The following is a 22032-nucleotide window of genomic DNA, read 5'->3' on the forward strand; positions in this document are numbered from 1 at the left end:
GCCTTGGACTGTTTCGACCGGATGTCGGGTCGCCCAAAGCGGTCCCGATCCAAAGGAAAAGCCTTGCGCATCCTGTTCCCGTGCATGCGGTTCCCGTCCCTGCCTTGCCGACTGAAACGCTGAGCGGCCGGATTTCGCGCCATGTCCTTGAGCTTCAGTCGTGACCGCCAGCGTGTCCTGCCCTTTGCCGCCGAGATCGGCGCGCTGGGCGTCGTGTTCGGCGACATCGGCACCAGCCCGCTCTACGCCCTCAAGCAGGGCGTGCTCGCGGTGGGCGGCACCAATTTCGGGCATGCGGACGTGCTGGGCCTGCTCTCGCTCATCACCTGGAGCATCATCCTCTCCGTCACCGTGAAGTATGTGATGCTGGTGCTGCGCGCCGACAATGACGGCGAAGGCGGCATTCTCGCGCTGGTGACGCTGCTCGACCTGCATCGCTCCGCGCTCGGCCTGCGCTGGTATCTGCTGGGTGCGGGCCTCATCGGCGCGGCCATGCTGATCGGCGACGGCGTGCTGACCCCGGCCATGTCGGTGCTCTCCGCCATCGAGGGTCTGCAGGTCATCTCGCCCGCGCTCGATCACTGGATCGTGCCCATCACGGTGCTGGTGCTGCTGGGCGTATTCCTGTCGCAGCGGCTCGGCACCGAGCGGATCGCCAGCTTCTACGGCCCGATCATGCTGTTCTGGTTCTCCTCGCTGGGCATCCTCGGCATCTATGGCATCGTGCAGGCGCCGCAGGTTCTGGCCGGCCTCGATCCGCGCGCCGGTATCGCCACGCTGATGGACAATCCCGGCCTTGCGGGTGTCATCCTCGGCGCCTGCTTCCTCGCCATCACCGGCGGCGAGGCGCTCTATGCCGATCTCGGCCATTTCGGCCGCAAGACCATCGCCCGTGCCTGGCTGTTCGTGGCCATGCCGGCGCTGCTGCTGAACTATTTCGGCCAGGGCGCCATTCTGCTGAACAATCCGAACGCGGTGCGCAACCCGTTTTACGATCTCTGCCCCGATCCGTTCGATATCCCGCTGCTGGCGCTGGCCACCGCCGCCACCGTGATCGCCTCGCAGTCGATCATCACCGGCGTCTTCTCGCTGGCCAAGCAAGCCATCGAGCTGGGCTATCTGCCGCCCATGCGCATCCGCTACACCAGCGAGCACAATGAGCAGCACATCTATGTGGGCCGGCTGAACTGGCTGCTCATGGTGGCCTGCATCGCCGTGGTGCTGGGCTTCGAGGCCTCCGACCGGCTGGCTTCCGCCTATGGCATCGCGGTGGCCTTCGCCATGGTCACGACCTCCATCCTGTTCATCGCACAGGTGAACCGCTCCTGGGGCTGGCCGAAGCCTGCGGTCTGGGCGCTGGGCGTCGGCCTGCTCAGCCTGGACGCGGCGTTCGCCACCTCCAACCTCACCAAGCTGCATGACGGCGGCTGGCTGCCGCTGACCATCGCCGGCATCGTCATCTTCGTCATGGTGAGCTGGCGGAGGGGGCTGGAGGGCGTGGTGGCGCAGCAGGTGCGCTTCACCGAACCCATGGACGAGTTCGTCGCCCGCAAGGACCGGGCGAACGATGCGGAGAGCCCGCGCACCGCCATCTTCCTGTCCCGTGCCGGCGCCATGACGCCGGTGGCCCTCTCGCGCATGGCGGACCTGCTGAAGATCCGCTTCCAGCGCGGCGTCATCGTCTCGGTCTGGATCGCCGCGCGGCCGCGCGTGTCGGTGGAGGACCGGGTGCGGGTGACGGTGCTGGAGGGCGGCTTCGTGCGGGTGGACCTGCGCTTCGGCTACATGCAGCAGATCGACGTGCCCTCGGTGCTCGGCCCCGCCTTGAGCGCCCGTGGCGTCGATCCGGACGAGGCCATATATGTCATTGGCCATGAGCGCATCATCCCGCCTGACGAGGTGACGCGGATGCGCGATGTGGTGGCCCACGTCTTCGCTTTCCTGGCGCGCAATGCGGAGCGCTCGGTGGACCGCTTCGGTCTGCCGCGCAGCCGCACGGTGGAGATCGGCTATCCGGTGAAATTGTAAGCCGGCCAACGTTTCCGGCCGGAAAAAATATCCGTTTTGGCGGCAGTGCCATGGGAGCGCCGTCTTGAGGCGGTAGGGGTTCAATGCAAGGATGAAGGCGACGTAACGTCAGCCATCCGATTTGCAGGAATCTTACCGCTTCAGGTGGGGCCGCTTAGGCGGTGATCCACCTGGGGTCTGTCCGGCGAGCGGTGCGGCCGATGTGCGGTACGGTGAAGTTCAGGGTGCGGCGGGGGCAGGACCGTCGGGCGGGGAATACGGTGCCTTCATGAGCTTTTCTTCACGGGTCTGGCGTTTTCTGCGGGACAAGGTGGGCCTGCACGGGCTGGGATTCATCGCCAGCCTGATCGTGATCGGCTTCGCGGTCACAGTCCTCTATCGCATGCTGCACAAGCTCAATTTCGCCGACGTGTGGAACGCGCTGGCGGCGAAGGATCCGCTGCATGTGGCGGCGGCCTTCGTGCTGGTGGCCTGCGCCTATGTCACGCTCACCTTCTACGATCTGTTCGCCCTGCGCACGATCGGCAAGAACGACGTACCCTATCGCGTCGCCGCCTTGTCCGGCTTCTGCTCCTATTCGGTGGGCCACAACGTGGGCTTCACGGTCTTCACCGGCGGCTCGGTGCGCTATCGCATCTATTCCGCCTGGGGGCTGAATGCGGTGGACGTGGCGAAGATCTGCTTCGTCGCGGGCCTCACCTTCTGGCTGGGCAACATCGCCGTGCTCGGCCTCGGCATCCTTATCCATCCCGAAGCGGCCACCGCCGTGGACCAGCTGCCGCCGCTGGTGAACCGCCTGCTGGGCGCCGCCGCCATCGTCGTGCTCGTCGGCTATGTGGTGTGGGTGAGCATGGCGCCGCGCAAGATCGGCCGCTCCACCTGGTTCGTGACGCTTCCGGCGGGCAAGACCACGCTGCTGCAGATCGGCATCGGCATCCTCGACCTCAGCCTGTGCGCGGCGGCCATGTACATGCTGATGCCGACGAGCCCCTATATCGACCCGATCTCGCTGGCGGTGATCTTCGTCACCGCGACCCTGCTCGGCTTTGCCAGCCATGCGCCGGGCGGCCTCGGCGTGTTCGACGCGGCGCTGCTGGTGGCGCTGCCGCAGTTCGACACCGGCGAGATGGTGGGCGCGCTGCTGGTGTTCCGCCTGTTCTACTACATCATCCCCTTCGCCTTCTCGCTGGCGCTGCTGGGCGGGCGCGAGCTTTATCTCGGCAGCCAGCGCAGCAAGGCCGCCTGTGCGAAGGATGACGTGGCCGCGTCCGTGGTGGCCGCCAAGGCGCCCGTGGCCCCCGCCAAGAGCGCCACGGCGGCCGAGTAGGCCCTCGAAACGAAACGGCCCGCCGGAAGGGCGGGCCGTTGAACTCTGTCTGCATCTGATGTCCGGCCCTAGAGCGTCTTAGCGTTTCATGGAAACGCTGAGACGCTCCAAGTCTTTGATAGAGAATGTCTTGCGGCTTGGATTGCGGAGCAATCAAGGCCGGACATGCTCCAGGGCCGATTGTGACGCTGCGCGCGCGCCGTTTACTGGCCGAGGCCGGAGACGAAGGGCGCGAGGCCCGGCATGGCGGCGACGGCGCTCTTGGGCAGCTTCACCGTCTGCACGCCCGGCGGCACCATGAACTGGCGCGGATCCTGCGGGCCGCGTGTCACCGACGTGACCTCATAGATCACCTGCTGCTTGCCCTGGATGTCCATCTCGGTGCGCAGCGCGATGCCGTCCTCGGTGATGCAGGCCAGCGTCGGCCCGGTGCCGTGGCTGCTGGCGGTGGCGTCGATCTTCCATAGATCGCAGGGCTCGCCCGCCACCTCCGACGTGCCGGTCCGGACGCCGGAGCCCTTCAGGGACGCGAAATTATATTCCGGCGGCAGCTCCATCTGCACCGCCATCTTGGGCATGGACGGCACCATCAGCACCATCTTGGCGGCCTTCAGGTCCAGCAGTCCCACCACCATGGCGGGGGAGGCCTTGGGCAGCATCTCCACGCGCATCCTGTCGCCGAGCCGCATGAGATCGAGCGAGCCGCCGTCGCGCAGGGTGGCTTTCAGCGCGAAATCACCGGCAGGCGTAGGCAGGGGCTCGGCAGCGGCCGCCGTGACGGCGGTGAGCGAGAGGGCGAGGGCGAGCAATCGACGAGCAATGAGCATCACTGGGTTCCCACCGGGGGCACTGCGCCCCTTATGGGCCTGTGCGGTAAATATCCTGCCATGGGGTATCTCGGTTCCCCGCCCTCATCAAAAAGGACAGTTGCGGCGAAACGCTGTCTTATTGCTTTCGCAGGCGGAATTCACCATGAGCGAGCCTTGTGAGTCGCGAGTGAGCGGACCAACGGCATTCCGCGTGATCGAGGTTCGGGGGGTAGGCCCATGATGGGCAAGAGGACGCAACACCGGAACTGCAAGCCGGCTACCGGCGCAACCGGGAGGAGCAGGCCGTGAGTGGACTGCCTGAAGCGGCCTCCCATCTGCGGCCGACCCGCCGGTTCTGGCCCATAACCCTGTTCGGGCTGATCGCGGCGGTGGTGGTGGTGGCCGCGCTGACGGGCAACATGCACCCGCTGGTGGCAGCGCTGGTGCTGCTCTGCGCGCTTGCCGGCCTGCTGGCGTCCCCCCGCCGCGCGACGGTGGAACAGGCCGGACGGACGCCGCCAGCCGACGCTGCGCCGGCCCCGCACCGTGCCCGGGTGGATCCGCCGCTCATCGCCCTCGTGGCGGCCTTGCCCGAGCCCGCCCTGCTGCTGTCGCCCGCGGGCGAGATCCTCACCGCCAATGCGCGCGTGGCGCTGGCGGTCGGGGCGGCGAAGGTGGGCGATCCCATCTCCTTCCTCGTGCGCGTGCCGGAGGTGCTCGAAGCGGTGCGGGCGGGAGCCGAGGATGGGGTGTCGCGCCGGGTTGAGTTCGCCGAGCGCATCCCGCTCGACCGCTGGCTGGAAGCCCATGTGGTACCGGTCCATCTGAATGCGGTCGCCGGGGGCGTCGTGCCCGCCGGCCGTCCGGAGGGGCGGCCCGACGCGGTCCTGCTGACCTTCCGCGATCTCACCGCCCAGCGGCGGGTGGAGCAGATGCGGGCGGATTTCGTCGCCAATGCCAGCCACGAGCTGCGCACGCCGCTGGCCTCGCTGTCCGGCTTCATCGAGACCCTGCTGGGGCCCGCGCGCAACGATGCGGCGGCGCGCGAGCGCTTCCTCGCCATCATGGGCGCGCAGGCGCGGCGCATGTCGCGCCTTATCGACGATCTGCTGTCGCTCTCGCGCATCGAGCTGAACCTGCATGTGCGGCCGGACACGCAGGTCGACCTCAACGGCATCCTCGCCCATGTGTGCGATACGCTCACGCCGCTGGCGCAGGACCGGGAGGTGGAGATCACCTTCTCCGCGGAGACCGGGCCGGCGACCGTGCGCGGCGACCGGGACGAGCTGATCCGGCTGTTCGAGAACCTTGTGGAGAACGGCCTGAAATATGGCATCTCCGGCAAGAAGGTCGAGGTGGCGGTGGTGCGCGAGCCGGGTCCGGGCGCGGGGACGGCGGCCATCAGCGTACGGGACTACGGTCCCGGCATCGCACCCGAGCACCTTCCCCGCCTCACGGAACGCTTCTACCGCGTGGACGTGGCGGCCAGTCGCGACCAGGGCGGTACGGGATTAGGGCTCGCCATTGTGAAGCACATCATCGCCCGTCATCGGGGCCGGATGTCGGTGGAAAGCGTGCCCGGTGAGGGGGCAAAGTTTACGGTGCGACTGGAGCTCGCCGCCGGTGCTGAGAAAAGTGAAGTAAGTCCAGCGGCTTAGATTGTCATTCAGGTGTCATGGCCCGGTCATAGAAGGTTCGGGCCAGGCCGCTATGTGTGTGCGGCCCAAAGTTGCGTCGGGGCGATCACGCCCAGTTGGCGGCACCTGATTGGCAATGGAGAGAATCCGTGAAGCTCACCACCTTTTTCGGCACGGCGCTCGCTGTCGCCGGCACCCTCATCGCCGGTAGCGCGTCTGCTCTTGATTTCAATGGCGCTGGCGCGTCCTTCCCCGCTCCGGTCTACCAGTCCTGGGGCGCGAAGTATAAGGAAGCCACGGGCAACGCCCTGAACTACCAGTCGATCGGCTCCGGCGGCGGCCAGAACCAGATCATCAACCGCACCGTGGATTTCGGCGCTTCGGACGCCCCCATGGACAGCGCCAAGCTGGCTTCCGCCAACCTGCTCCAGTTCCCGGCCGTGATCGGCTCGATCGTTGCCACCGTGAACCTCGACGGCATCCAGACCGAGCAGCTCAAGCTGACCGGCCCGGTGCTCGCCGACATCTATCTCGGCAAGATCACCAAGTGGAACGACAAGGCCATCGCTGACCTGAACGCCGGCGTGACCCTGCCGAACCAGGCCATCGTGCCCGTGTATCGCTCGGACTCCTCGGGCACCTCCTACGTGTTCACCACCTACCTGGCTGAGATCAGCCCGGAGTGGAAGTCCAAGGTCGGCGCCGCCACCTCCGTGCAGTGGCCGGTCGGCGCGGGCGCCAAGGGCAATGAAGGCATTGCCGGCACCGTGAAGAACACCAAGGGCGCCATCGGCTACGTCGAGTTCGTGTATGCCGCCGCCAACAAGCTGGTCGTGACCCAGCTGCAGAACAAGGCCGGCAAGTTCGTCTCGCCGACCGTCCCGGCCTTCATGGAAGCCGCCGGTGCTGCCGACTGGAACAACACCAAGGACTTCGCGGCTCCGATGACCAACACCGCCGGCGCCGGCGCGTGGCCGATCGTCTCCGCCACCTACATCCTGCTGCCCAAGGATCCCAAGAACGTCGAGGCTTCCAAGGAAGTCATGAAGTTCTTCGAGTGGTCCTACGGCAAGGAAGGCGGCGAGATCGCCGAGAAGCTGCACTACATCCCGCTCCCGGCGGCTGTGGTGGACCGCATCAAGGCCGCCTGGAAGGCCGAAGTGAAGATCTGATGATCCTGCGGCCCGCGCCTCCGGTGCGGGCCGCATTTTCGCGGCTGTCCGCGGATTGAAGATACGAACCATGCACGGGGGCCCATGGCAGCCAGAGTGGCGCCGGGGTAAAGGGACCGCCAAGGCCGGTCACGTCAGGAAGGGCAGGGGATGGACGCGACGATGGACAGTTCGGGCGCCGTGGATCGCATTCCGATCCATCAGGCCAAGCGTATCGGCGGGCTTTCCGACCCGCTGTTCGTCGGCGCACTATGGGGCTGCGGCCTGCTGGTGCTTGTGCTGCTGGCCCTGATCATCGGGCAGCTCTTCCTCGGCGGCCTGCCGGCACTGCGCGAATTCGGTCTCGACTTCCTCTGGACCGCCAGCTGGAACCCGGTGACTGAGAAGTACGGCGCGCTGGTGATGATCTACGGCACGGTGTTCAGCGCCGTGATCGCCGTCATCGTCGCCCTGCCGCTGTCGTTCGGCATCGCCTTCTTCCTCACCGAGATCGCACCCCAGTCGCTGAAGCGGCCCATCGGCGTCGCCGTGCAGCTGCTCGCCGCGGTGCCTTCCATCATCTACGGCATGTGGGGCTTCTTCATCGTCGCGCCGCTGATGGCGCAGTACGTCCAGTCGCCGCTCATCGATCTGCTCGGGCCGATCCCGGTTCTGGGCCTGCTGTTCCAGGGGCCGCCGCTGGGCTCCGGCATGTTCACCGCCGGCCTGATCCTGGCGGTGATGATCGTGCCCTTCATCACGGCCATGTTCGTGGAGACGCTGGAATCCATCCCGCCCATGCTCAAGGAGAGCGCCTACGGCGTCGGCTGCACCACCTATGAGGTGTATCGCAACGTCTCGGTGCCCTACGGCCGCACGGCCATGGTGGGCGCGGTGATGCTCGGCCTCGGCCGCGCGCTGGGCGAGACCATGGCGGTGACGTTCGTCATCGGCAATGCGACCCGCCTGTCCGCCTCCCTGTTCGCGCCCGGCGCCACCATCGCCTCCACCATCGCGAACGAATTCCCCGAGGCGCCCATCGGCTCGCTGAAGCTGACCTCGCTGCTGCAGCTCGGCTTCATCCTGTTCGTGATCTCCTTCATCGTCCTGGCCCTCTCCCGTGCGCTCGTGCGCTCGCGGCTCGACTGAGGAAAGCGCAAAGCCATGGCCTCTCTCGCCGCACGCCGCGCCAAGGACAACGCCGTCAAGGCGATCTCCACCGGCTTCGCCGCCCTCGCCATCGTTCTGCTGGCGTGGATCCTGCTGACGCTGCTCGCCAAGGGCCTGCCGGCCCTCGGCACCAACGTCTTCACCCAGATCACCCTGCCGCCCGGCCAGGGCGGTGGCCTGCTGAACGCCATCGTCGGCTCGCTGATCCAGATCGGCATCGCGCTGCTGATCGGCGGTCCCATCGGCATCTTCGCCGGCACGTTCCTCGCCGAGAACGGCAAGGGCACGAAGATCGGCTCCGCCACCCGCTTCGTGAACGACATCCTGCTGTCGGCACCGTCCATTCTGGTGGGCCTGTTCATCTACCAGTTCCTGGTGGTGCCGTTCGGCGGCTTCTCCGGCTGGGCGGGCTCCATCGCGCTGGCCATTCTGGTGATCCCGGTCATCGTGCGCACCACAGAAGACATGCTGAACCTCGTCCCCGTGGGCCTGCGCGAAGCCGCCTTCGCGCTCGGCGCGCCGCAGTGGAAGGTGGTCATCATGGTGACGTGGCGCGCGGCCCGCGCCGGCATCGTCACCGGCGTGCTGCTGGCCATCGCCCGCGCCGCCGGCGAGACGGCGCCGCTGCTCTTCACCTCGCTCGGCAACAACGGCTGGTCGCTGGACCTGTCGAAGCCCATGGCCAGCCTGCCGATCGCCATCTACCAATATGCCGGAAGCCCCTTCGACGACTGGGTCTCGCTGGCCTGGGCGGGTGCGCTGCTGATTACCGTCGGCGTGCTGCTGCTCAACGTGGTGTCGCGTGTGGTGCTGGCGCGGACCCACTGACCGCGCCGCAGTCCTAACCCAATGCTTGCCCTGCTGCGCTCAGCAGGGCCCCGAGACCGAACGAGGCCTGTCATGACTTCAGCCGTCGATCCGACCTTCAACCTGTCATCCGCCGTGGCCGCCAAGCCCGGCGCGGTGGAGACGCCCACCAAGATCCAGGTCAACAAGCTCAATTTCTACTACGGGCAGAACCATGCCCTGAAGAACATCAACTTCACGATCCCCGAGAAGCGCGTGACCGCGATGATCGGGCCGTCGGGCTGCGGCAAGTCCACGCTGCTGCGCGTGTTCAACCGCATGTACGACCTCTATCCCGGCCAGCGCGCCGAGGGCGAGGTGATGTTCGACGGCGTGAACGTGGTGGGCAAGGAGCTGGACTCCACCGTGGTGCGCAGCCGCATCGGCATGGTGTTCCAGAAGCCGACGCCCTTCCCCATGTCCATCTATGACAACATCGCCTTCGGCGTGCGCCTGCACGAGAGCCTGAACAAGGCGCAGATGGACGAGCGCGTCGAGAGCTGCCTGCGCAAGGCGGCGATCTGGGAAGAGACCAAGGACCGTCTGCACACCTCGGCGCTCGGCATGTCCGGCGGCCAGCAGCAGCGCCTGTGCATCGCGCGCACCATCGCGGTGCGCCCGGAAGTCATCCTGCTCGACGAGCCCACCTCGGCGCTCGACCCGATCTCCACCTCGAAGATCGAGGATTTGATCGACGAGCTGAAGCAGGAATTCACCATCGTCATCGTGACCCACAACATGCAGCAGGCCGCCCGCTGCGCGGATCGCACGGCGTTCTTCTATCTCGGCGAACTGGTGGAGGTCGGCCCGTCCGACGTGATCTTCACCAATCCGAAGGAGATCAAGACGCGCGATTACATCACTGGCCGGTTCGGCTGAGCGGCGCGGGGAGCCTATCCATGACTGAGCATATCGTTTCGGCCTTCGATGCCGAGCTGAAGGAACTGGGCCGCAAGGTCGTCGAGATGGGCGGCCAGGCCGAGCGCCTCGTGGCTGATAGCGTCCTGTCCCTGATCCGTCGCGACAGCACCATGGCCCAGCGCGTGGTGCTGCTGGATGCCACCATCGACCACCTGCAGCGCGAGATCGAGGACAAGGCCGTCCTGGTCATCGCCAAGCGCCAGCCCATGGCGGTGGACCTGCGCGACATCGTGGCGACGCTGCGCATCTCCAACGATCTGGAGCGCATCGGCGACCTCGCCAAGAACGTGGCCAAGCGCGTGCTGGCCATCGAGAGCGAATATCACCCGCAGAAGCTGGTGCGCGGCGTCGAGCACATGTCCGACCTCGTGCTCGAGCAGATGAAGGAAGTGCTGGACGCCTATGCCGGCCGCGATGCGGAGAAGGCCATGGGCGTGTGGCGCAAGGACGCCAGCGTGGACACCATGTACACCTCGCTGTTCCGCGAACTCCTCACCTATATGATGGAGGATCCGCGCAACATCTCCGTGTGCACGCACCTGCTGTTCTGCGCCAAGAACATCGAGCGCATCGGCGATCATTCCACCAATGTCGCCGAGACCGTCTATTACATGGTCACCGGCCAGATGATCACCGACACCCGCCCGAAGGCGGACGAGACCAGCGAGACCACCGTGGCGTTCCCGCCGCGTTCGGTCGAAGGATGAGCAAGTGCCCGCGCAGATCCTGATCATCGAGGACGAGGAGCCTCTCACGCTCCTCCTGCGGTATAACCTCGAAAGCGAGGGCTATGCCGTGGACAGTGTGGCCCGGGGCGACGAGGCCGAGACCCGGCTTCGGGAAAGCGTGCCGGACCTCGTGATCCTCGACTGGATGCTGCCGGGCCTGTCGGGCATCGAGCTGTGCCGCCGCCTGCGCACCCGTCCCGAGACGGAGCGCCTGCCGGTGATCATGCTCACCGCCCGTGGCGAGGAGACCGAGCGTGTGCGCGGCCTCGCCACCGGCGCCGACGATTATGTGGTGAAGCCCTTCTCCGTGCCCGAGCTGCTGGCCCGGGTGCGGGCGCTGCTGCGCCGGGCCAAGCCCGAGCATGTGGCGACCCTGCTGCGCGCCGGCGACATCGAGCTGGACCGCGAAACCCACCGGGTGCATCGCGCCGGCCGCGAGGTGCATCTCGGCCCCACCGAATTCCGCCTGCTCGAATTCCTCATGCAGAGCCCCGGCCGCGTGTTCTCGCGCGAGCAGCTGCTCGACGGCGTATGGGGGCAGGACGTCTATATCGACGAGCGTACGGTGGACGTGCATGTGGGCCGGCTGCGCAAGGCCATCAATCGCGGCCGCCAGTCCGATCCCATCCGCACCGTGCGCGGGGCTGGTTACTCGTTCAACGAAATGTTTGCCCGCGCCCATTGAGGGAGCGGACCCAGCGTGGCAGTTCCGCGTTGATGCTGCGGCATGCGCCCTCCCGTGCGGGAGGGCCCCGAAGCGTGGAGGCGGACATGCAGCGCGAGATCGAAAGCGCGGGTCGCGCAAACGCAGATGTGATCGCCGGTCGAACCAGGCGACGCAGGGGCCGAAGCCGGTGGGCGCCGGCCGTGGGCCTCGCCCTTCTCCTGTCAGCCCTCACCGGGACAGCGGAAGCCCGGCCGGCCAGCTACAGGATGAGCTGCGTCGCGGTACAGGAGTTGGTGGGGCGCAGTCCCGGCATCGTGCTCGACACCTCGCCCACCACCTTCGACCGCTATGTGGTGAACGTGCGCTACTGCATGCCGGGCCAGCAGCTGAAGCCGGCCTTCGAACGTGCCCGTGACAATCCGCAATGTTTCGTCGGCTACACCTGCTACGACCCGGACAAGACCGGACGCGACTGGTGAGGCGCGGGGTGCCCTTGGCCTGCGTCCATCCTTGTGCTTAAGGTCGGGCCAAATCCGGGTGGGCGGGGTGCTTCGGCTTGAATGCGGGCGTCGGCCCGGCGTTGCAAGCGGGGCGCATGGCAGTTCCGGCCGCGGATATCCGGCCGCAGGAGTATGTGTGATGAGGAAGATACTGCGCGCGGCCTGTCGCAAGACCTTCAGCAAGACCCTGGGTCCAATGGCGATCCTGGCTGCGGTGCTGGTTCCCGCCGTCGCCATGGCCCTGCCCAACACCACCCAGATGACCTGTCGGCAGGCGGCGACAATCGTGCGCGCGGGCGGCAGTGCGGTGCTGGCGACCTCCGCCAATACCTATGACCGCTATGTGATCAGCCGTGCCTTCTGCCCGGCGGACCAGATCAATGATCCGGCCTGGGTGCCGACCCGCGACAATCCGCGCTGCTTCGTCGGCTACACCTGCTACGATCCCACCCGCGATCTGCGCTGAGCAGGGGCGCGCCCAATAAAAAAGCCCCGCGGTGCGGGGCTTTTGTCGTCTGTGACCTCAGCCTCGTGAGCTTGCGCTCACATGCGGGCGGCGGCGCGCGGCGCGCGGCGGCGATCCTGCACCGGCTGGTAGGCCATGCGCGCATGGGTGGCGCAATAAGGATTGCCGGTCAGGCTGCGGCCACCGCAGAAATAGAAGGCATCCGTGCCCGGCTCACCCAGCGGCCAGCGGCAGGTGGACTCGGTCAGATTCATGATGGTGCAGCGCTGGCCCATGGGCAGCACATTGTTGCCGGCCGGCTGGGGGGCCGGGGCGGGGGTCGGCATCGTCTCCACCAGAGCCTCGAAGGCGGGGGCGAGGGCCGTGTTGCCGTGGGTGGCGGGACGCACCGGCGCCTGCGGGCGCTGCTGCTGCTGCTGCGGGGCCGGAGCCTCGGGGCGGGCCGTCTTGCGCGGGCGGGCCGCGACGGCGGGCGCCTTGGCCCGGCCGGACAGGCCGAGACGGTGGACCTTACCAATGACGGCATTACGCGTGATGCCGCCCAGCTCACCAGCGATCTGGCTGGCGGACAGCCCTTCGCTCCAGAGCTTCTTCAAGAGTTCGACGCGCTCGTCGTTCCAGCTCATCGCTCGCCTCCTTGGCTGCCTCATCGAATCCACGGCCGCTTCCCGACGCGCGATGCGCGCGCGGGACCATGGGATCCGACGCCACTTGGGAACGGTGCCGCACGACATCTCGTGGCCGGCGAAGTGGAAGCTACAATATGGGGCGGGTTGCGCGAAGTGCGAGAATCACCACTCCCCCGGTTTTCCCCAAGTCGTTGCAAAAACGTTAACCACGCGAGGTATGTTGACCCCGCGTTGGCGATGTTTAGAATCCCCAATGTCGGGCTGCCCCGCGAGGGCGGCCTTTTTCTGTTGCTGAAAGGCATCTTTGCCGCAGGCATGTGCCATCGGCTTGTCAATCCCTAACCCTCGTCAAGGAGGGGTTCCGTGATCACCCCCGTTCTTCCGACCTATGCGCGCGTCAATCTCGAATTCGAGCGGGGGGAGGGCTGCTGGCTCATTGCCACGGACGGGCGACGTTTTCTCGATTTCACCGCCGGCATCGCGGTCAACGTGCTGGGCCACGCCAATCCCTATCTGGTGCAGGCCCTCACCGAGCAGGCCGGCAAGCTCTGGCACACCTCGAACCTGTTCCGCATCAGCGGCGGCGAGCGTCTGGCCGAGCGGCTGATCGAGGCCACCTTCGCCGACACGGTCTTCTTCACCAATTCGGGTGCGGAAGCGCTGGAGTGCGCCATCAAGATGGCGCGCCGCTACCAGTTCGTGACCGGCAATGCCGAGCGCAACCGCATCATCACCTTCGAGGGCGCCTTCCACGGCCGCACGCTCGCCACCATCGCCGCCGGCGGCAACGCCAAATACATGGAGGGCTTCGGCCCCGACATGCCCGGCTTCGATCAGGTGCCGTTCGGTGATCTGGACGCGGTGAAGGCGGCCATCGGCCCCACCACCGCAGGCATCCTCATCGAGCCGGTGCAGGGCGAGGGCGGCGTGCGCGTGCCCCCGTCGAGCTTCCTCACCACCCTGCGCGCCCTGTGCGACGAGCACGGCCTGCTGCTGATCCTCGACGAGGTGCAGAGCGGTGTCGGCCGGACCGGCCGCCTGTTCGCCCATGAATGGACCGGCGCCACGCCGGACATCATGGCGGTGGCCAAGGGCATCGGCGGCGGCTTCCCCATGGGCGCCTGCCTCGCCACGGAAAATGCGGCCAAGGGCATGACGCTCGGCACCCACGGCTCCACCTATGGCGGCAATCCGCTGGCCATGGCGGTGGGCAATGCGGTGCTGGACAAGGTGCTGCAACCGGACTTCCTGGAGCATGTGCGCCAGATGAGCCTGCGCTTCACCCAGATGCTGGCCGAGGTGAAGGATCGCCATCCGGCGGTCATTTCCGAGATCCGCGGGCAGGGCCTGCTGATGGGCCTCAAGGCGCTGGTGCCGGCCGCCGATCTGGTGGTGGCGCTGCGCGAGGAAGGCATGCTGGTGCCCGGCGCCGGCGACAATGTGGTGCGTCTGCTGCCGCCGCTGGTGGTGACGGCGGAAGAAATCGGCATCGCCTGCCAGAAGATCGAGGCGGCGTGCCAGAAGATCGAGAATGAGCTGGCCCATGCGCCGGTGAAGGGGGCCGCCGAATGAGCGGGAATGGAGTGCGTCACTTCCTGGATCTGACGGATCTGGAAGCGGTTGACCTGCGTCAGGTGCTGGAATTGTCCAAGCAGCTCAAGGCGAAGCGCAAGGCCGGGACCGAGGAGAAGCCGCTGGCCGGCAAGTCGCTGGCCATGGTGTTCGACAAGCCGTCCACCCGGACCCGCGTGTCGTTCGACCTGGCCATGCGCCAGCTCGGCGGCGAGACCATCATGCTCACGGGCGCGGAAATGCAGCTCGGGCGCGGCGAGAGCATCGCCGACACCGCCCGCGTGCTGTCGCGCTTCGTGGACGCCATCATGATCCGCATCCTCAGCCATGAGGATCTGGTGGAGCTGGCGGCCAATGCGACCGTGCCGGTGATCAACGGTCTCACCCGCATTTCCCATCCCTGTCAGGTGATGGCTGATGTGCTGACCTTCGAGGAGCACAAGGGGCCGATCACCGGCCGCCGCGTGGCCTGGACGGGGGACGCCAACAACGTGCTGGCCTCGTGGATTCATGCGGCCCACCAGTTCGACTTCACCATCAACGTGGCGACCCCGAAGGAACTGTCCCCGCGACAGGCCCTGAAGGAGTTCGTGAAGCGCACCAAGGCCAAGGTGCATTTCACCCGCGATCCGGACGAGGCGGTGGAAGGCGTTGACTGCGTCATCACCGACACCTGGGTTTCCATGGGCGACAAGGAGGCGGAACGCCGCCACAACCTGCTGAAGCCCTATCAGGTGAATGCCAAGCTGATGGGCCGGGCCAATCCCGGTGCCGTCTTCATGCACTGCCTGCCGGCGCATCGCGGCGAGGAAGTCACCGACGAGGTGATGGACGGCCCGCAGTCGGTGGTGTTCGACGAGGCCGAGAACCGTCTGCATGCGCAGAAGGGCATTCTCGCCTGGTGTCTGGACAAATCCGGGGTCTGAACCCACATCGGGGTCAACTTGATCGTCGCCCGGCCGGTTCGACCCGGCTTCGGGCGGCGAAAGACGTTTGTCGCGCCTTTGCCGGTCCTTGGCGGCATGGGTGCGAAAACCCCTTGTTTGTCGCAATCCTCGGCGCGGGGCATGCTGATGCTCCGGCGGCGATTGCCCAGTGCGTGGTGCCCTATGGCTGAAAACAGAACCTCAGAGGAGATGCACTCCCCTCTGCCCGGCGCGGACGATTGCGTGGTGCCCTTCCATGTGGAGCCGCTGGACGTGCGCGGGCGCGTGGTGCGTCTCGGCGCCAGCCTCGATGCGGTGCTGGCCCATCACGACTATCCGCCGGCGGTCAAGCGCGTGATCGGCGAGGCGGTGGTGCTCACCTGCCTGCTCGGCTCCTCGCTGAAGTTCGAGGGCCGCTTCATCCTCCAGACCCAGACCGATGGTCCGGTGGACATGGTGGTGGTGGACTTCGTCACCCCCGACAAGATCCGCGCCTATGCCCGCTTCGATGCGGAGCGCGTGGCGGAGGCCGAAAAGGGCAATGCCGCCACGCCCTCCGAGCTGATCGGGCGCGGCCATCTGGCCATGACCATCGACCAGGGCCTGTCGGTGAACCGCTATCAGGGCGTAGTGGCGCTGGACGGCACCGGGCTGGAAGAGGCGGCGCACGAATATTTCCGCCAGTCGGAGCAGATCCCCACCCGCGTCCGCCTTGCGGTGGGCGAGGAGATGCAGGCGGGCGGCGGCTCGTCCTGGCGGGCGGGCGGCTTCCTGGTGCAGTTCCTGCCCGAGGACGGCGGCCGCTCGGCGCAGGCCGATCTCCATCCCGGCGATGCACCGGAGGGCGTGGACGCCCATCAGGTCGAGGAAGACGACGCCTGGACCGAGGCGCAGGCGCTCGCCGCCACGCTGGAGGACGTGGAGCTGGTGGACAAGACGCTCACCAGCGAGCAGTTGCTGTTCCGTCTGTTCCACGAGCGCGGGGCGCGGGTGTTCGACGCCCAGAAGGTTGTCGCCCAGTGCTCCTGCTCGCGCGAGCGGGTGCAGGGCGTGCTCGCCAGCTTCTCCAAGGAGGAGCGGCGGGACATGATCCAGGACGACGGCCGCATCACCGTGAACTGCGAGTTCTGCGGCCGCTCCTACGGCTTCGCGGCCGAGGAGATCCTCGGGCACGCCGACAGCTGACGGGCTGTCACGGCTCAAAATGCAGAAGGGCGGCGCTTGCGCCGTCCTTTTTGTTTCCGGGGGCCTGAAGTCAGCCCGGGGGCAGAGTGTCGAACGGATTGTGAAGCGCCACGCCGAGTGGATGGAAGGGCTCGAAGTCCTTCACGTTCCGGGTCAGCACCACGAGGCCCCGCGATTTCGCTATGCCGGCGATGGCGATGTCCTCGAAATCGCAATTGTGTCCGGTGGCCGCCGCATGCTCCAGCAGGCGCCCGATCTCACGGGCAGCCGGCATGTCGATGGTCAGGATGCGATCGGCATAATAGTGGCTGATCGCCTCCAGCCAGTGCGCCAGCACCGGAGCCTTCCGCGTGGCCCCCTTGCGTTCGGCGGCGGCGATGCCAGCCTCGATATCCACGATGGAGATCGTGGAGAGCCAGAGCAGGTCCGCCTTCGCCTCGATCCACTGCACCAGCGCCGGATGCTGGGCCGCCTGCCGGGGCGAGACGGCGCTGATGACATTGGTGTCCAGCAGATACTGGGGACGGGCCGCCGGCACTTATAGCTCCGGCGACTGACGGGGCCGCCGGCTCCGGCGCTCCGGAATGTCCTCGATCTCCGCCGGGGGATGGGCCAGCAGCCAGCCGAAGCCGGGCACCGCCTTGCTGACCCGGTTCCATTCCTCCCACGACACCACCACCACCTCCGGCTTGCCGTGCCGGGTGATCACCACGGGATCGCCCGAAACCGCCTCATCGACGACCTGGGACAGGTTTTCCTTGGCCGAGCGGAGCTGGATCTCGCGCATGGATGCCTCCTCGGGATGCGGGCGTCCGATATATGACTACTTGTAGTCACATTATGCTCTTCGCCCACCGGTGCAAGGAGCACCGGGCCTCAGCGCATCCAGAAGCGCGGCAGGGTGAGCACCAGCACGGTCAGGATTTCCAGCCGCCCCAGCAACATCACGAAGGTCAGCAGCGCCACGGCGGGATCCGGCAGGTTGGCGTAGGTGGTGGCGGGGCCGACGATGGGGCCGAGGCCCGGTCCCACGTTGGACAGGCTGGCGATGGAAGCCGAGAAGGCGGTGCGCAGGTCGAGGCCCATCAAAGAGAGGATCACCCCCGCCACGGCGAAGGTCGCCACATAGAGGAAGATGAAGCCCAGCACCGAGGCCACCACCTCGTCGGACACCGAGGCGCCGCCGTAGCGGATGGGGAAGACGCCGTTGCGATAGGAAATGCGCTTCAGATGCTGGCGCACCGCCTTCATGGCGATCAGCAGGCGCAGGGTCTTCAGGCCGCCGGCGGTGGAGCCGGTGCAGCCGCCGAGGAACATCAGCACGAAGAAGATGGCGTCGGAGAGCGGCCCCCAATGGGTATAGTCCACCGCCATGAAGCCGGTGGAGGACACCAGCGAGGCGACCGTGAACAGCGCTTGCCGCAGAGCCGTCTCGCCATGCGCCACGCCCTGAAAGGACTGCTGCAGGAAGGAGGCGAGCGTGAAGGCTGCGACCACGGCGAGGAAGAGCCGGACTTCCGCATTCCGGAACAGCTTGGAGACGTCGCCGCCCAGCGCCCGCACATAGAGCGGAAAGGGCAGGCTGGCGGCGAGCATGAACACCACCGCCACATATTCCACCGCCGGGCTGGTGAAGATGCCGAACGAGGAGTCCGAATTGGCGAAGCCGCCCGAGGACACCGTTGACATGGCCAGCGTCACCGCATCGAAGGGCGTCATGCCGGCCAGCAGATAGCAGATGGTGCACAGAAGCGAGAGCAGCAGATAGGCGGTCAGCAGCCCCTTCGCCACCGAGCCGGCCCGGGGCATGAATTTCTCCGAGCGATCGGAGGACTCGGTGCGGAACAGCTGCATGCCGCCGATGCTCAGTGCCGGTAGCACGGCGATGGCAATGACCACGATGCCGACGCCGCCGAACCAGTGCAGCATGGCCCGCCACAGCAGGATGCCGGGCGACATGGCATCAAGCCCGGTCATCACCGTGGAGCCGGTGGTGGTGAGGCCCGACACCGCTTCGAACAGCGCATGCACGAAGCTGAGGTGCGACGGCCCCCACATGAGGGGCAGGGTGGCGAACAGCGCCAGCACCACCCACACCGAGGCGGTGAGCAGGAAGGCTTGCCGCAGGTCCAGCCGCGCGGGCGTGGTGCCCCGGCCGGAGACGATCAGCAGCACGCCCACGAAGATGGTGATGGCCGCCGCGCCCACGAACGCGCCCTGTCCGCCGGAGCCGGCCCGCAGGTCGGCCATCGCGGGCAGCAGCATGCTGGCGCCGAGGATGGACAGAAGGATGCCGATGGTCGACGCGATGGGGCGCAGGTCGAGGGCGGGCGTGGACGCCCGCTGCACCGAGGGGCGCACGAGGCTCATCGCCGGTCGCTCCTGGGAGCGGGCCGTGTCAGTTCAGCACCCGGGGCATGTGCGGGATGTCGAGCGAGAAGGCCGGAATCTCCACGGCGAAGGTCTCGCCGCCGTCGGCGATCATGTCGTAATGCCCGCTCATGATGCCGGTGGACGTGGTGAGAGGCACGCCGCTCGTATATTCGAACCGGCCGCCGGGGGGCAGCACGGGCTCTTCGCCCACCACGCCGGCACCGTGCACCTCTTCCACATGCCCGCGCGCGTCGGTGATGGTCCAGTGCCGGGCCTTCAACTGCACGGGCACGCGGCCGAGATTCACCACCTCGATCGTGTAGGCCCAGAAGTGCCGGCCCTCATCAGGTTCGGAGCGCTCGGCCACATAGCGCGGGGTGGCCGTCACCTGAATCTTGCGCGTGGTCGCCCGATACATCTCTTGTCGTCCGTCCGCCGCGCGGGGTTATGCCCCGCGCGGCAATAGTGAACCGGCGTCACCGCGCCGCGCAATGGGAACCTTGCCGGCTGTCCCCGGCATCCCGCTATGTGCTGTACCTCACACCGCCTTCAGGGCGGTGAGGATGTCGCTGATCAGGTCGTCGGGGTGTTCCAGCCCCACCGACAGGCGCACGAGGCCGTCGGAAATGCCCATTTCGGCCCGCGCCTCCGGCGTGAAACGCTGGTGGGTGGTGGTGGCCGGATGGGTGAGCAGGCTCTTCGAATCCCCGAGATTGTTGGAGATGCGGATCACCTTCAGCGCGTTGGCGAAACGGAACGCGCCATCCTTGCCGCCCTCCACCACGAACGTCACCAGCGTGCCGCCGCCCGACATCTGCCGGCGGGCAAGTTCTGCCTGCGGGTGATCGGCGCGGAACGGATAGAGCACCTTCTCCACCTTGGCCGCGCCGGCGACCGCATCGGCGATCTTGGCGGCGGTGGCCTGGGCGCGCTCCACGCGCAGACCCAGCGTCTCCAGCCCCTTCAGCAGCACCCATGCATTGAAGGGCGAGATGGACGGGCCGGTCTGGCGCAGGAAGGTCTGCAGATGGTCGGTGACAAACTGCTGCGAGGACAGCACCACGCCGCCGAGGCAGCGGCCCTGGCCGTCGATATGCTTGGTGGCCGAATAGACCACCACGTCGGCCCCCAGTTCGAACGGCTTCTGTAGCAGCGGGGTGGCGAACACATTGTCCACCACGAGACGGGCACCGGCGGCATGGGCGATGTCGGCCACCGCCTTGATGTCGATGATCTCCAGCGTCGGATTGGTGGGGCTCTCCAGGAAGAAGATCTTCGTGCTGGGCCGCGCCGCCGCCTTCCAGGCGGCGAGATCGGTGCCGTCCACCAGCGTCGTTTCGACGCCGTAGCGCGGCAGGAAGTCCTCAAGGATCCAGCGGCAGGAGCCGAACAGGGCCCGGGCGGCGACCACATGGTCGCCGGCGCTCAACTGGCAGAGCAGCACGGCATTGACGGCGGCCATGCCGGAGGCGGTGGCGCGGGCGGCCTCGGCGCCTTCGAGCAGCGCCATGCGCTCCTCGAACATGGCGGTGGTGGGGTTGCCGTAGCGGGAATAGACGAAGCCGGGATCCTCGCCCTTGAAGCGCGCTTCGCACGCTTCGGCATTGTCATAGACAAAGCCCTGCGTCAGGTAGAGCGCTTCCGAGGTCTCGCCGTAGGAAGAGCGGGTGGTGCCGCCATGGACGAGCAGGGTTTCGGGATGCAAAGTTGCCGGGTCCGGCGGGATGAACTTGGACGCCACGGGTCACACGCCTCTCATCGAGGCCGAGGAGCCGTGGAACAGGCATGCAGGACCGGGACGAAAGGACCGGAACCTGTGTGCGCGTCTACGTTCCCCGGCCTTTTAGCAATCTTGTTTAACGTGGCAGCAAGCCGGCCGGGCTCAAATTCACCACGAGTATCGGCAGTTAACGCCCATGGCCGCTTGGCGTCAAGCCTCGCGTCCGTTAAAACGAACGCAACGACGAAGCGGAGCTGAGCGTGGTCGAACAGCACAGAGCAGGCATCCTTCCGGCGCAGGCCATCGCCGCGCTTGCGGAAAACGGAGGGATTTCGACGCGCCGCCCGCTGGATGACGACCAGATCCAGCCCGCAAGCCTTGATCTGCGTCTCGGCCGCCATGCCTGGCGCATCCGCGCCAGCTTCCTGCCCGGCGCCGGAAACACGGTGAAGGATCGTCTCTCCGAGCTGGCGCTGCACAAGCTCGACCTCTCGGACGGCGCCGTTCTGGAGACGGGGGGCGTCTATCTCGTTCCTCTTTTCGAACGGCTGCGCTTGCCGGCGGACGTGTCGGCCACCACCAATCCCAAAAGCTCCACCGGGCGTCTGGATGTCTTCACCCGCGTCATCGCCGATGGCGCGCGGGCGTTCGACGCCATCCCCATGGGCTATGAGGGGCCGCTCTATCTGGAGATCGCCCCGCGCACCTTCCCCATTCTGGTGCGTGCCGGCTCGCGCCTGTCGCAGGTGCGGTTCCGGCGCGGCATCTCGCGCCTCTCCGACCTTGAGCTGCTGAACCTCCAGCAGGAGCAGCGGCTGGTGGATTCCGACGCCCCCGACGTGGCGGCGGGCGGCATCGCCATGGGCGTGGACCTTGCCGGCGAGGCGTGGGACGGGCTGCTCGGCTTCCGCGCCAAGAAGCACACCGGCGTGGTGGATCTGGACAAGCGCGCCGGCCTCGACGTGGAGGATTTCTGGGAGCCGCTGCGTGCGCGCGGCCGCACCTCCCTCGTGCTCGATCCCGATGCCTTCTACATCCTCGCCTCCCGCGAGGCGGTGCATGTGCCGCCCGATCAGGCGGCGGAGATGGTGCCGTTCGACCCGCTGGTGGGCGAGTTCCGCGTGCATTATGCGGGCTTCTTCGACCCCGGCTTCGGCCATGCGGCGGCTGGCGGCTCAGGTGCGCGCGCTGTGCTGGAAGTGCGCTCGCGCGAGGTGCCCTTCATTCTGGAGCACGGCCAGACGGTCGGCCGCCTCGTCTATGAGCGCATGGCGGAACGGCCCACCTATCTCTACGGCTCCGACCTCGGCTCCAATTATCAGGGCCAGGGCCTGAAGCTTTCCAAGCACTTCCGGCCGTTCGCGCCGGGGCTTTGAG

22 protein-coding genes and 1 riboswitch are annotated in these 22032 nt (G+C 67.0%); of the genes, 15 read left to right on the plus strand and 7 right to left on the minus strand.

Features of this window, described 5'->3' with window-relative positions; all coding sequences use genetic code 11:
• The first annotated feature begins 141 nt into the window (after positions 1 to 141).
• Positions 142 to 2028, plus strand: a complete 1887-nt coding sequence (locus tag IEW24_RS21795; RefSeq protein ID WP_188582591.1) for a potassium transporter Kup — start codon at positions 142 to 144, stop codon at positions 2026 to 2028.
• Between the two features lie 268 nt (positions 2029 to 2296).
• A complete protein-coding gene (locus IEW24_RS21800) occupies positions 2297 to 3355 on the plus strand; it encodes a putative bifunctional lysylphosphatidylglycerol flippase/synthetase (protein ID WP_188582593.1) in 1059 nt (352 codons plus the stop codon).
• A 203-nt stretch (positions 3356 to 3558) separates the two neighbouring features.
• Here the strand turns inward: IEW24_RS21800 and IEW24_RS21805 are convergent, their stop codons facing one another.
• Complete coding sequence (locus IEW24_RS21805) at positions 3559 to 4182, minus strand: hypothetical protein (protein WP_188582596.1); 624 nt, start codon at positions 4180 to 4182, stop codon at positions 3559 to 3561.
• A 287-nt stretch (positions 4183 to 4469) separates the two neighbouring features.
• On the opposite strand from IEW24_RS21805, the gene IEW24_RS21810 reads away from it, so the two are divergent.
• From IEW24_RS21810 to IEW24_RS21850, 9 genes are all read left to right on the plus strand, one after another.
• Positions 4470 to 5822, plus strand: a complete 1353-nt coding sequence (locus IEW24_RS21810; protein WP_244644593.1) for an ATP-binding protein — start codon at positions 4470 to 4472, stop codon at positions 5820 to 5822.
• 128 nt (positions 5823 to 5950) lie between these two features.
• Complete coding sequence (gene pstS / locus IEW24_RS21815; protein WP_188582598.1) at positions 5951 to 6973, plus strand: phosphate ABC transporter substrate-binding protein PstS; 1023 nt, start codon at positions 5951 to 5953, stop codon at positions 6971 to 6973.
• A gap of 150 nt (positions 6974 to 7123) precedes the next feature.
• Positions 7124 to 8101: a phosphate ABC transporter permease subunit PstC gene (pstC, locus tag IEW24_RS21820; protein WP_188582599.1), complete on the plus strand. Its 978-nt coding sequence runs from the start codon at positions 7124 to 7126 to the stop codon at positions 8099 to 8101.
• A gap of 15 nt (positions 8102 to 8116) precedes the next feature.
• On the plus strand, positions 8117 to 8950 hold the full coding sequence (gene pstA / locus IEW24_RS21825) for a phosphate ABC transporter permease PstA (protein ID WP_188582601.1): 834 nt from the start codon (positions 8117 to 8119) through the stop codon (positions 8948 to 8950).
• A 72-nt stretch (positions 8951 to 9022) separates the two neighbouring features.
• Positions 9023 to 9847, plus strand: coding sequence for a phosphate ABC transporter ATP-binding protein PstB (gene pstB / locus IEW24_RS21830; RefSeq protein WP_188582603.1), 825 nt, complete (start codon positions 9023 to 9025; stop codon positions 9845 to 9847).
• A 20-nt stretch (positions 9848 to 9867) separates the two neighbouring features.
• Positions 9868 to 10596, plus strand: coding sequence for a phosphate signaling complex protein PhoU (gene phoU / locus IEW24_RS21835; protein WP_188582605.1), 729 nt, complete (start codon positions 9868 to 9870; stop codon positions 10594 to 10596).
• A 4-nt stretch (positions 10597 to 10600) separates the two neighbouring features.
• Positions 10601 to 11302 carry a phosphate regulon transcriptional regulator PhoB gene (phoB, locus tag IEW24_RS21840; protein ID WP_188582608.1) on the plus strand — a complete coding sequence of 234 codons (702 nt, stop codon included), beginning with the start codon at positions 10601 to 10603 and terminating at the stop codon, positions 11300 to 11302.
• Between the two features lie 182 nt (positions 11303 to 11484).
• Entirely contained in the window at positions 11485 to 11763 is a 279-nt protein-coding gene (locus tag IEW24_RS21845) for a hypothetical protein (RefSeq protein ID WP_188582610.1), read from the plus strand.
• Positions 11764 to 11923: 160 nt separating this feature from the next.
• Complete coding sequence (locus IEW24_RS21850) at positions 11924 to 12250, plus strand: hypothetical protein (RefSeq protein WP_244644594.1); 327 nt, start codon at positions 11924 to 11926, stop codon at positions 12248 to 12250.
• Between the two features lie 77 nt (positions 12251 to 12327).
• Here the strand turns inward: IEW24_RS21850 and IEW24_RS21855 are convergent, their stop codons facing one another.
• Positions 12328 to 12876, minus strand: a complete 549-nt coding sequence (locus IEW24_RS21855) for a GcrA family cell cycle regulator (protein WP_188582612.1) — start codon at positions 12874 to 12876, stop codon at positions 12328 to 12330.
• A gap of 366 nt (positions 12877 to 13242) precedes the next feature.
• Between IEW24_RS21855 and IEW24_RS21860 the strand changes: the two genes are divergently transcribed.
• The 3 genes from IEW24_RS21860 (at position 13243) to IEW24_RS21870 (ending at position 16562) form a co-directional block, all read left to right on the plus strand.
• Positions 13243 to 14451, plus strand: a complete 1209-nt coding sequence (locus IEW24_RS21860) for an aspartate aminotransferase family protein (RefSeq protein ID WP_188582614.1) — start codon at positions 13243 to 13245, stop codon at positions 14449 to 14451.
• Entirely contained in the window at positions 14448 to 15377 is a 930-nt protein-coding gene (gene argF / locus IEW24_RS21865; RefSeq protein ID WP_188582616.1) for an ornithine carbamoyltransferase, read from the plus strand. The genes IEW24_RS21860 and argF overlap by 4 nt, the downstream gene beginning before the upstream one ends.
• Positions 15378 to 15587: 210 nt before the next feature.
• The gene (locus tag IEW24_RS21870) at positions 15588 to 16562 is read left to right on the plus strand and encodes an Hsp33 family molecular chaperone (RefSeq protein ID WP_244644595.1); all 975 of its coding nucleotides are present in this window, start codon (positions 15588 to 15590) and stop codon (positions 16560 to 16562) included.
• Between the two features lie 70 nt (positions 16563 to 16632).
• On the opposite strand, the gene IEW24_RS21875 is transcribed toward IEW24_RS21870, so the two are convergent.
• The 5 genes from IEW24_RS21875 to IEW24_RS21895 all read right to left on the minus strand — a co-directional run bounded on the left by IEW24_RS21875 (position 16633) and on the right by IEW24_RS21895 (position 20676).
• Positions 16633 to 17100, minus strand: a complete 468-nt coding sequence (locus tag IEW24_RS21875) for a PIN domain-containing protein (protein ID WP_188582620.1) — start codon at positions 17098 to 17100, stop codon at positions 16633 to 16635.
• Entirely contained in the window at positions 17101 to 17349 is a 249-nt protein-coding gene (locus tag IEW24_RS21880; RefSeq protein ID WP_188582622.1) for a type II toxin-antitoxin system Phd/YefM family antitoxin, read from the minus strand.
• Between the two features lie 89 nt (positions 17350 to 17438).
• Complete coding sequence (locus IEW24_RS21885) at positions 17439 to 18932, minus strand: TrkH family potassium uptake protein (RefSeq protein WP_188582625.1); 1494 nt, start codon at positions 18930 to 18932, stop codon at positions 17439 to 17441.
• Between the two features lie 28 nt (positions 18933 to 18960).
• On the minus strand, positions 18961 to 19353 hold the full coding sequence (gene apaG / locus IEW24_RS21890) for a Co2+/Mg2+ efflux facilitator ApaG/CorD (protein WP_188582627.1): 393 nt from the start codon (positions 19351 to 19353) through the stop codon (positions 18961 to 18963).
• A gap of 120 nt (positions 19354 to 19473) precedes the next feature.
• Complete coding sequence (locus tag IEW24_RS21895) at positions 19474 to 20676, minus strand: O-succinylhomoserine sulfhydrylase (RefSeq protein WP_188582629.1); 1203 nt, start codon at positions 20674 to 20676, stop codon at positions 19474 to 19476.
• Between the two features lie 82 nt (positions 20677 to 20758).
• Positions 20759 to 20840, minus strand: a riboswitch (SAM riboswitch).
• A gap of 75 nt (positions 20841 to 20915) precedes the next feature.
• On the opposite strand from IEW24_RS21895, the gene IEW24_RS21900 reads away from it, so the two are divergent.
• The gene (locus IEW24_RS21900) at positions 20916 to 22031 is read left to right on the plus strand and encodes a 2'-deoxycytidine 5'-triphosphate deaminase (protein ID WP_188582630.1); all 1116 of its coding nucleotides are present in this window, start codon (positions 20916 to 20918) and stop codon (positions 22029 to 22031) included.
• Position 22032: the final 1 nt, after the last annotated feature.

This window comes from Azorhizobium oxalatiphilum (genome assembly GCF_014635325.1).
Lineage (GTDB): Bacteria > Pseudomonadota > Alphaproteobacteria > Rhizobiales > Xanthobacteraceae > Azorhizobium > Azorhizobium oxalatiphilum.

Excerpts from the sequence above, each read along its gene's own strand:
- IEW24_RS21885 (WP_188582625.1), bottom strand. The coding sequence starts at position 18,932 with ATGAGCCTCGTGCGCCCCTCGGTGCAGCGGGCGTCCACGCCCGCCCTC.
- IEW24_RS21800 (WP_188582593.1), top strand. The coding sequence starts at position 2,297 with ATGAGCTTTTCTTCACGGGTCTGGCGTTTTCTGCGGGACAAGGTGGGC.
- IEW24_RS21870 (WP_244644595.1), top strand. The coding sequence starts at position 15,588 with ATGCACTCCCCTCTGCCCGGCGCGGACGATTGCGTGGTGCCCTTCCAT.
- IEW24_RS21805 (WP_188582596.1), bottom strand. The coding sequence starts at position 4,182 with ATGCTCATTGCTCGTCGATTGCTCGCCCTCGCCCTCTCGCTCACCGCC.
- apaG (WP_188582627.1), bottom strand. The coding sequence starts at position 19,353 with ATGTATCGGGCGACCACGCGCAAGATTCAGGTGACGGCCACCCCGCGC.
- phoU (WP_188582605.1), top strand. The coding sequence starts at position 9,868 with ATGACTGAGCATATCGTTTCGGCCTTCGATGCCGAGCTGAAGGAACTG.
- pstB (WP_188582603.1), top strand. The coding sequence starts at position 9,023 with ATGACTTCAGCCGTCGATCCGACCTTCAACCTGTCATCCGCCGTGGCC.
- argF (WP_188582616.1), top strand. The coding sequence starts at position 14,448 with ATGAGCGGGAATGGAGTGCGTCACTTCCTGGATCTGACGGATCTGGAA.
- IEW24_RS21850 (WP_244644594.1), top strand. The coding sequence starts at position 11,924 with ATGAGGAAGATACTGCGCGCGGCCTGTCGCAAGACCTTCAGCAAGACC.
- IEW24_RS21795 (WP_188582591.1), top strand. The coding sequence starts at position 142 with ATGTCCTTGAGCTTCAGTCGTGACCGCCAGCGTGTCCTGCCCTTTGCC.
- IEW24_RS21855 (WP_188582612.1), bottom strand. The coding sequence starts at position 12,876 with ATGAGCTGGAACGACGAGCGCGTCGAACTCTTGAAGAAGCTCTGGAGC.
- pstC (WP_188582599.1), top strand. The coding sequence starts at position 7,124 with ATGGACGCGACGATGGACAGTTCGGGCGCCGTGGATCGCATTCCGATC.
- pstA (WP_188582601.1), top strand. The coding sequence starts at position 8,117 with ATGGCCTCTCTCGCCGCACGCCGCGCCAAGGACAACGCCGTCAAGGCG.
- IEW24_RS21880 (WP_188582622.1), bottom strand. The coding sequence starts at position 17,349 with ATGCGCGAGATCCAGCTCCGCTCGGCCAAGGAAAACCTGTCCCAGGTC.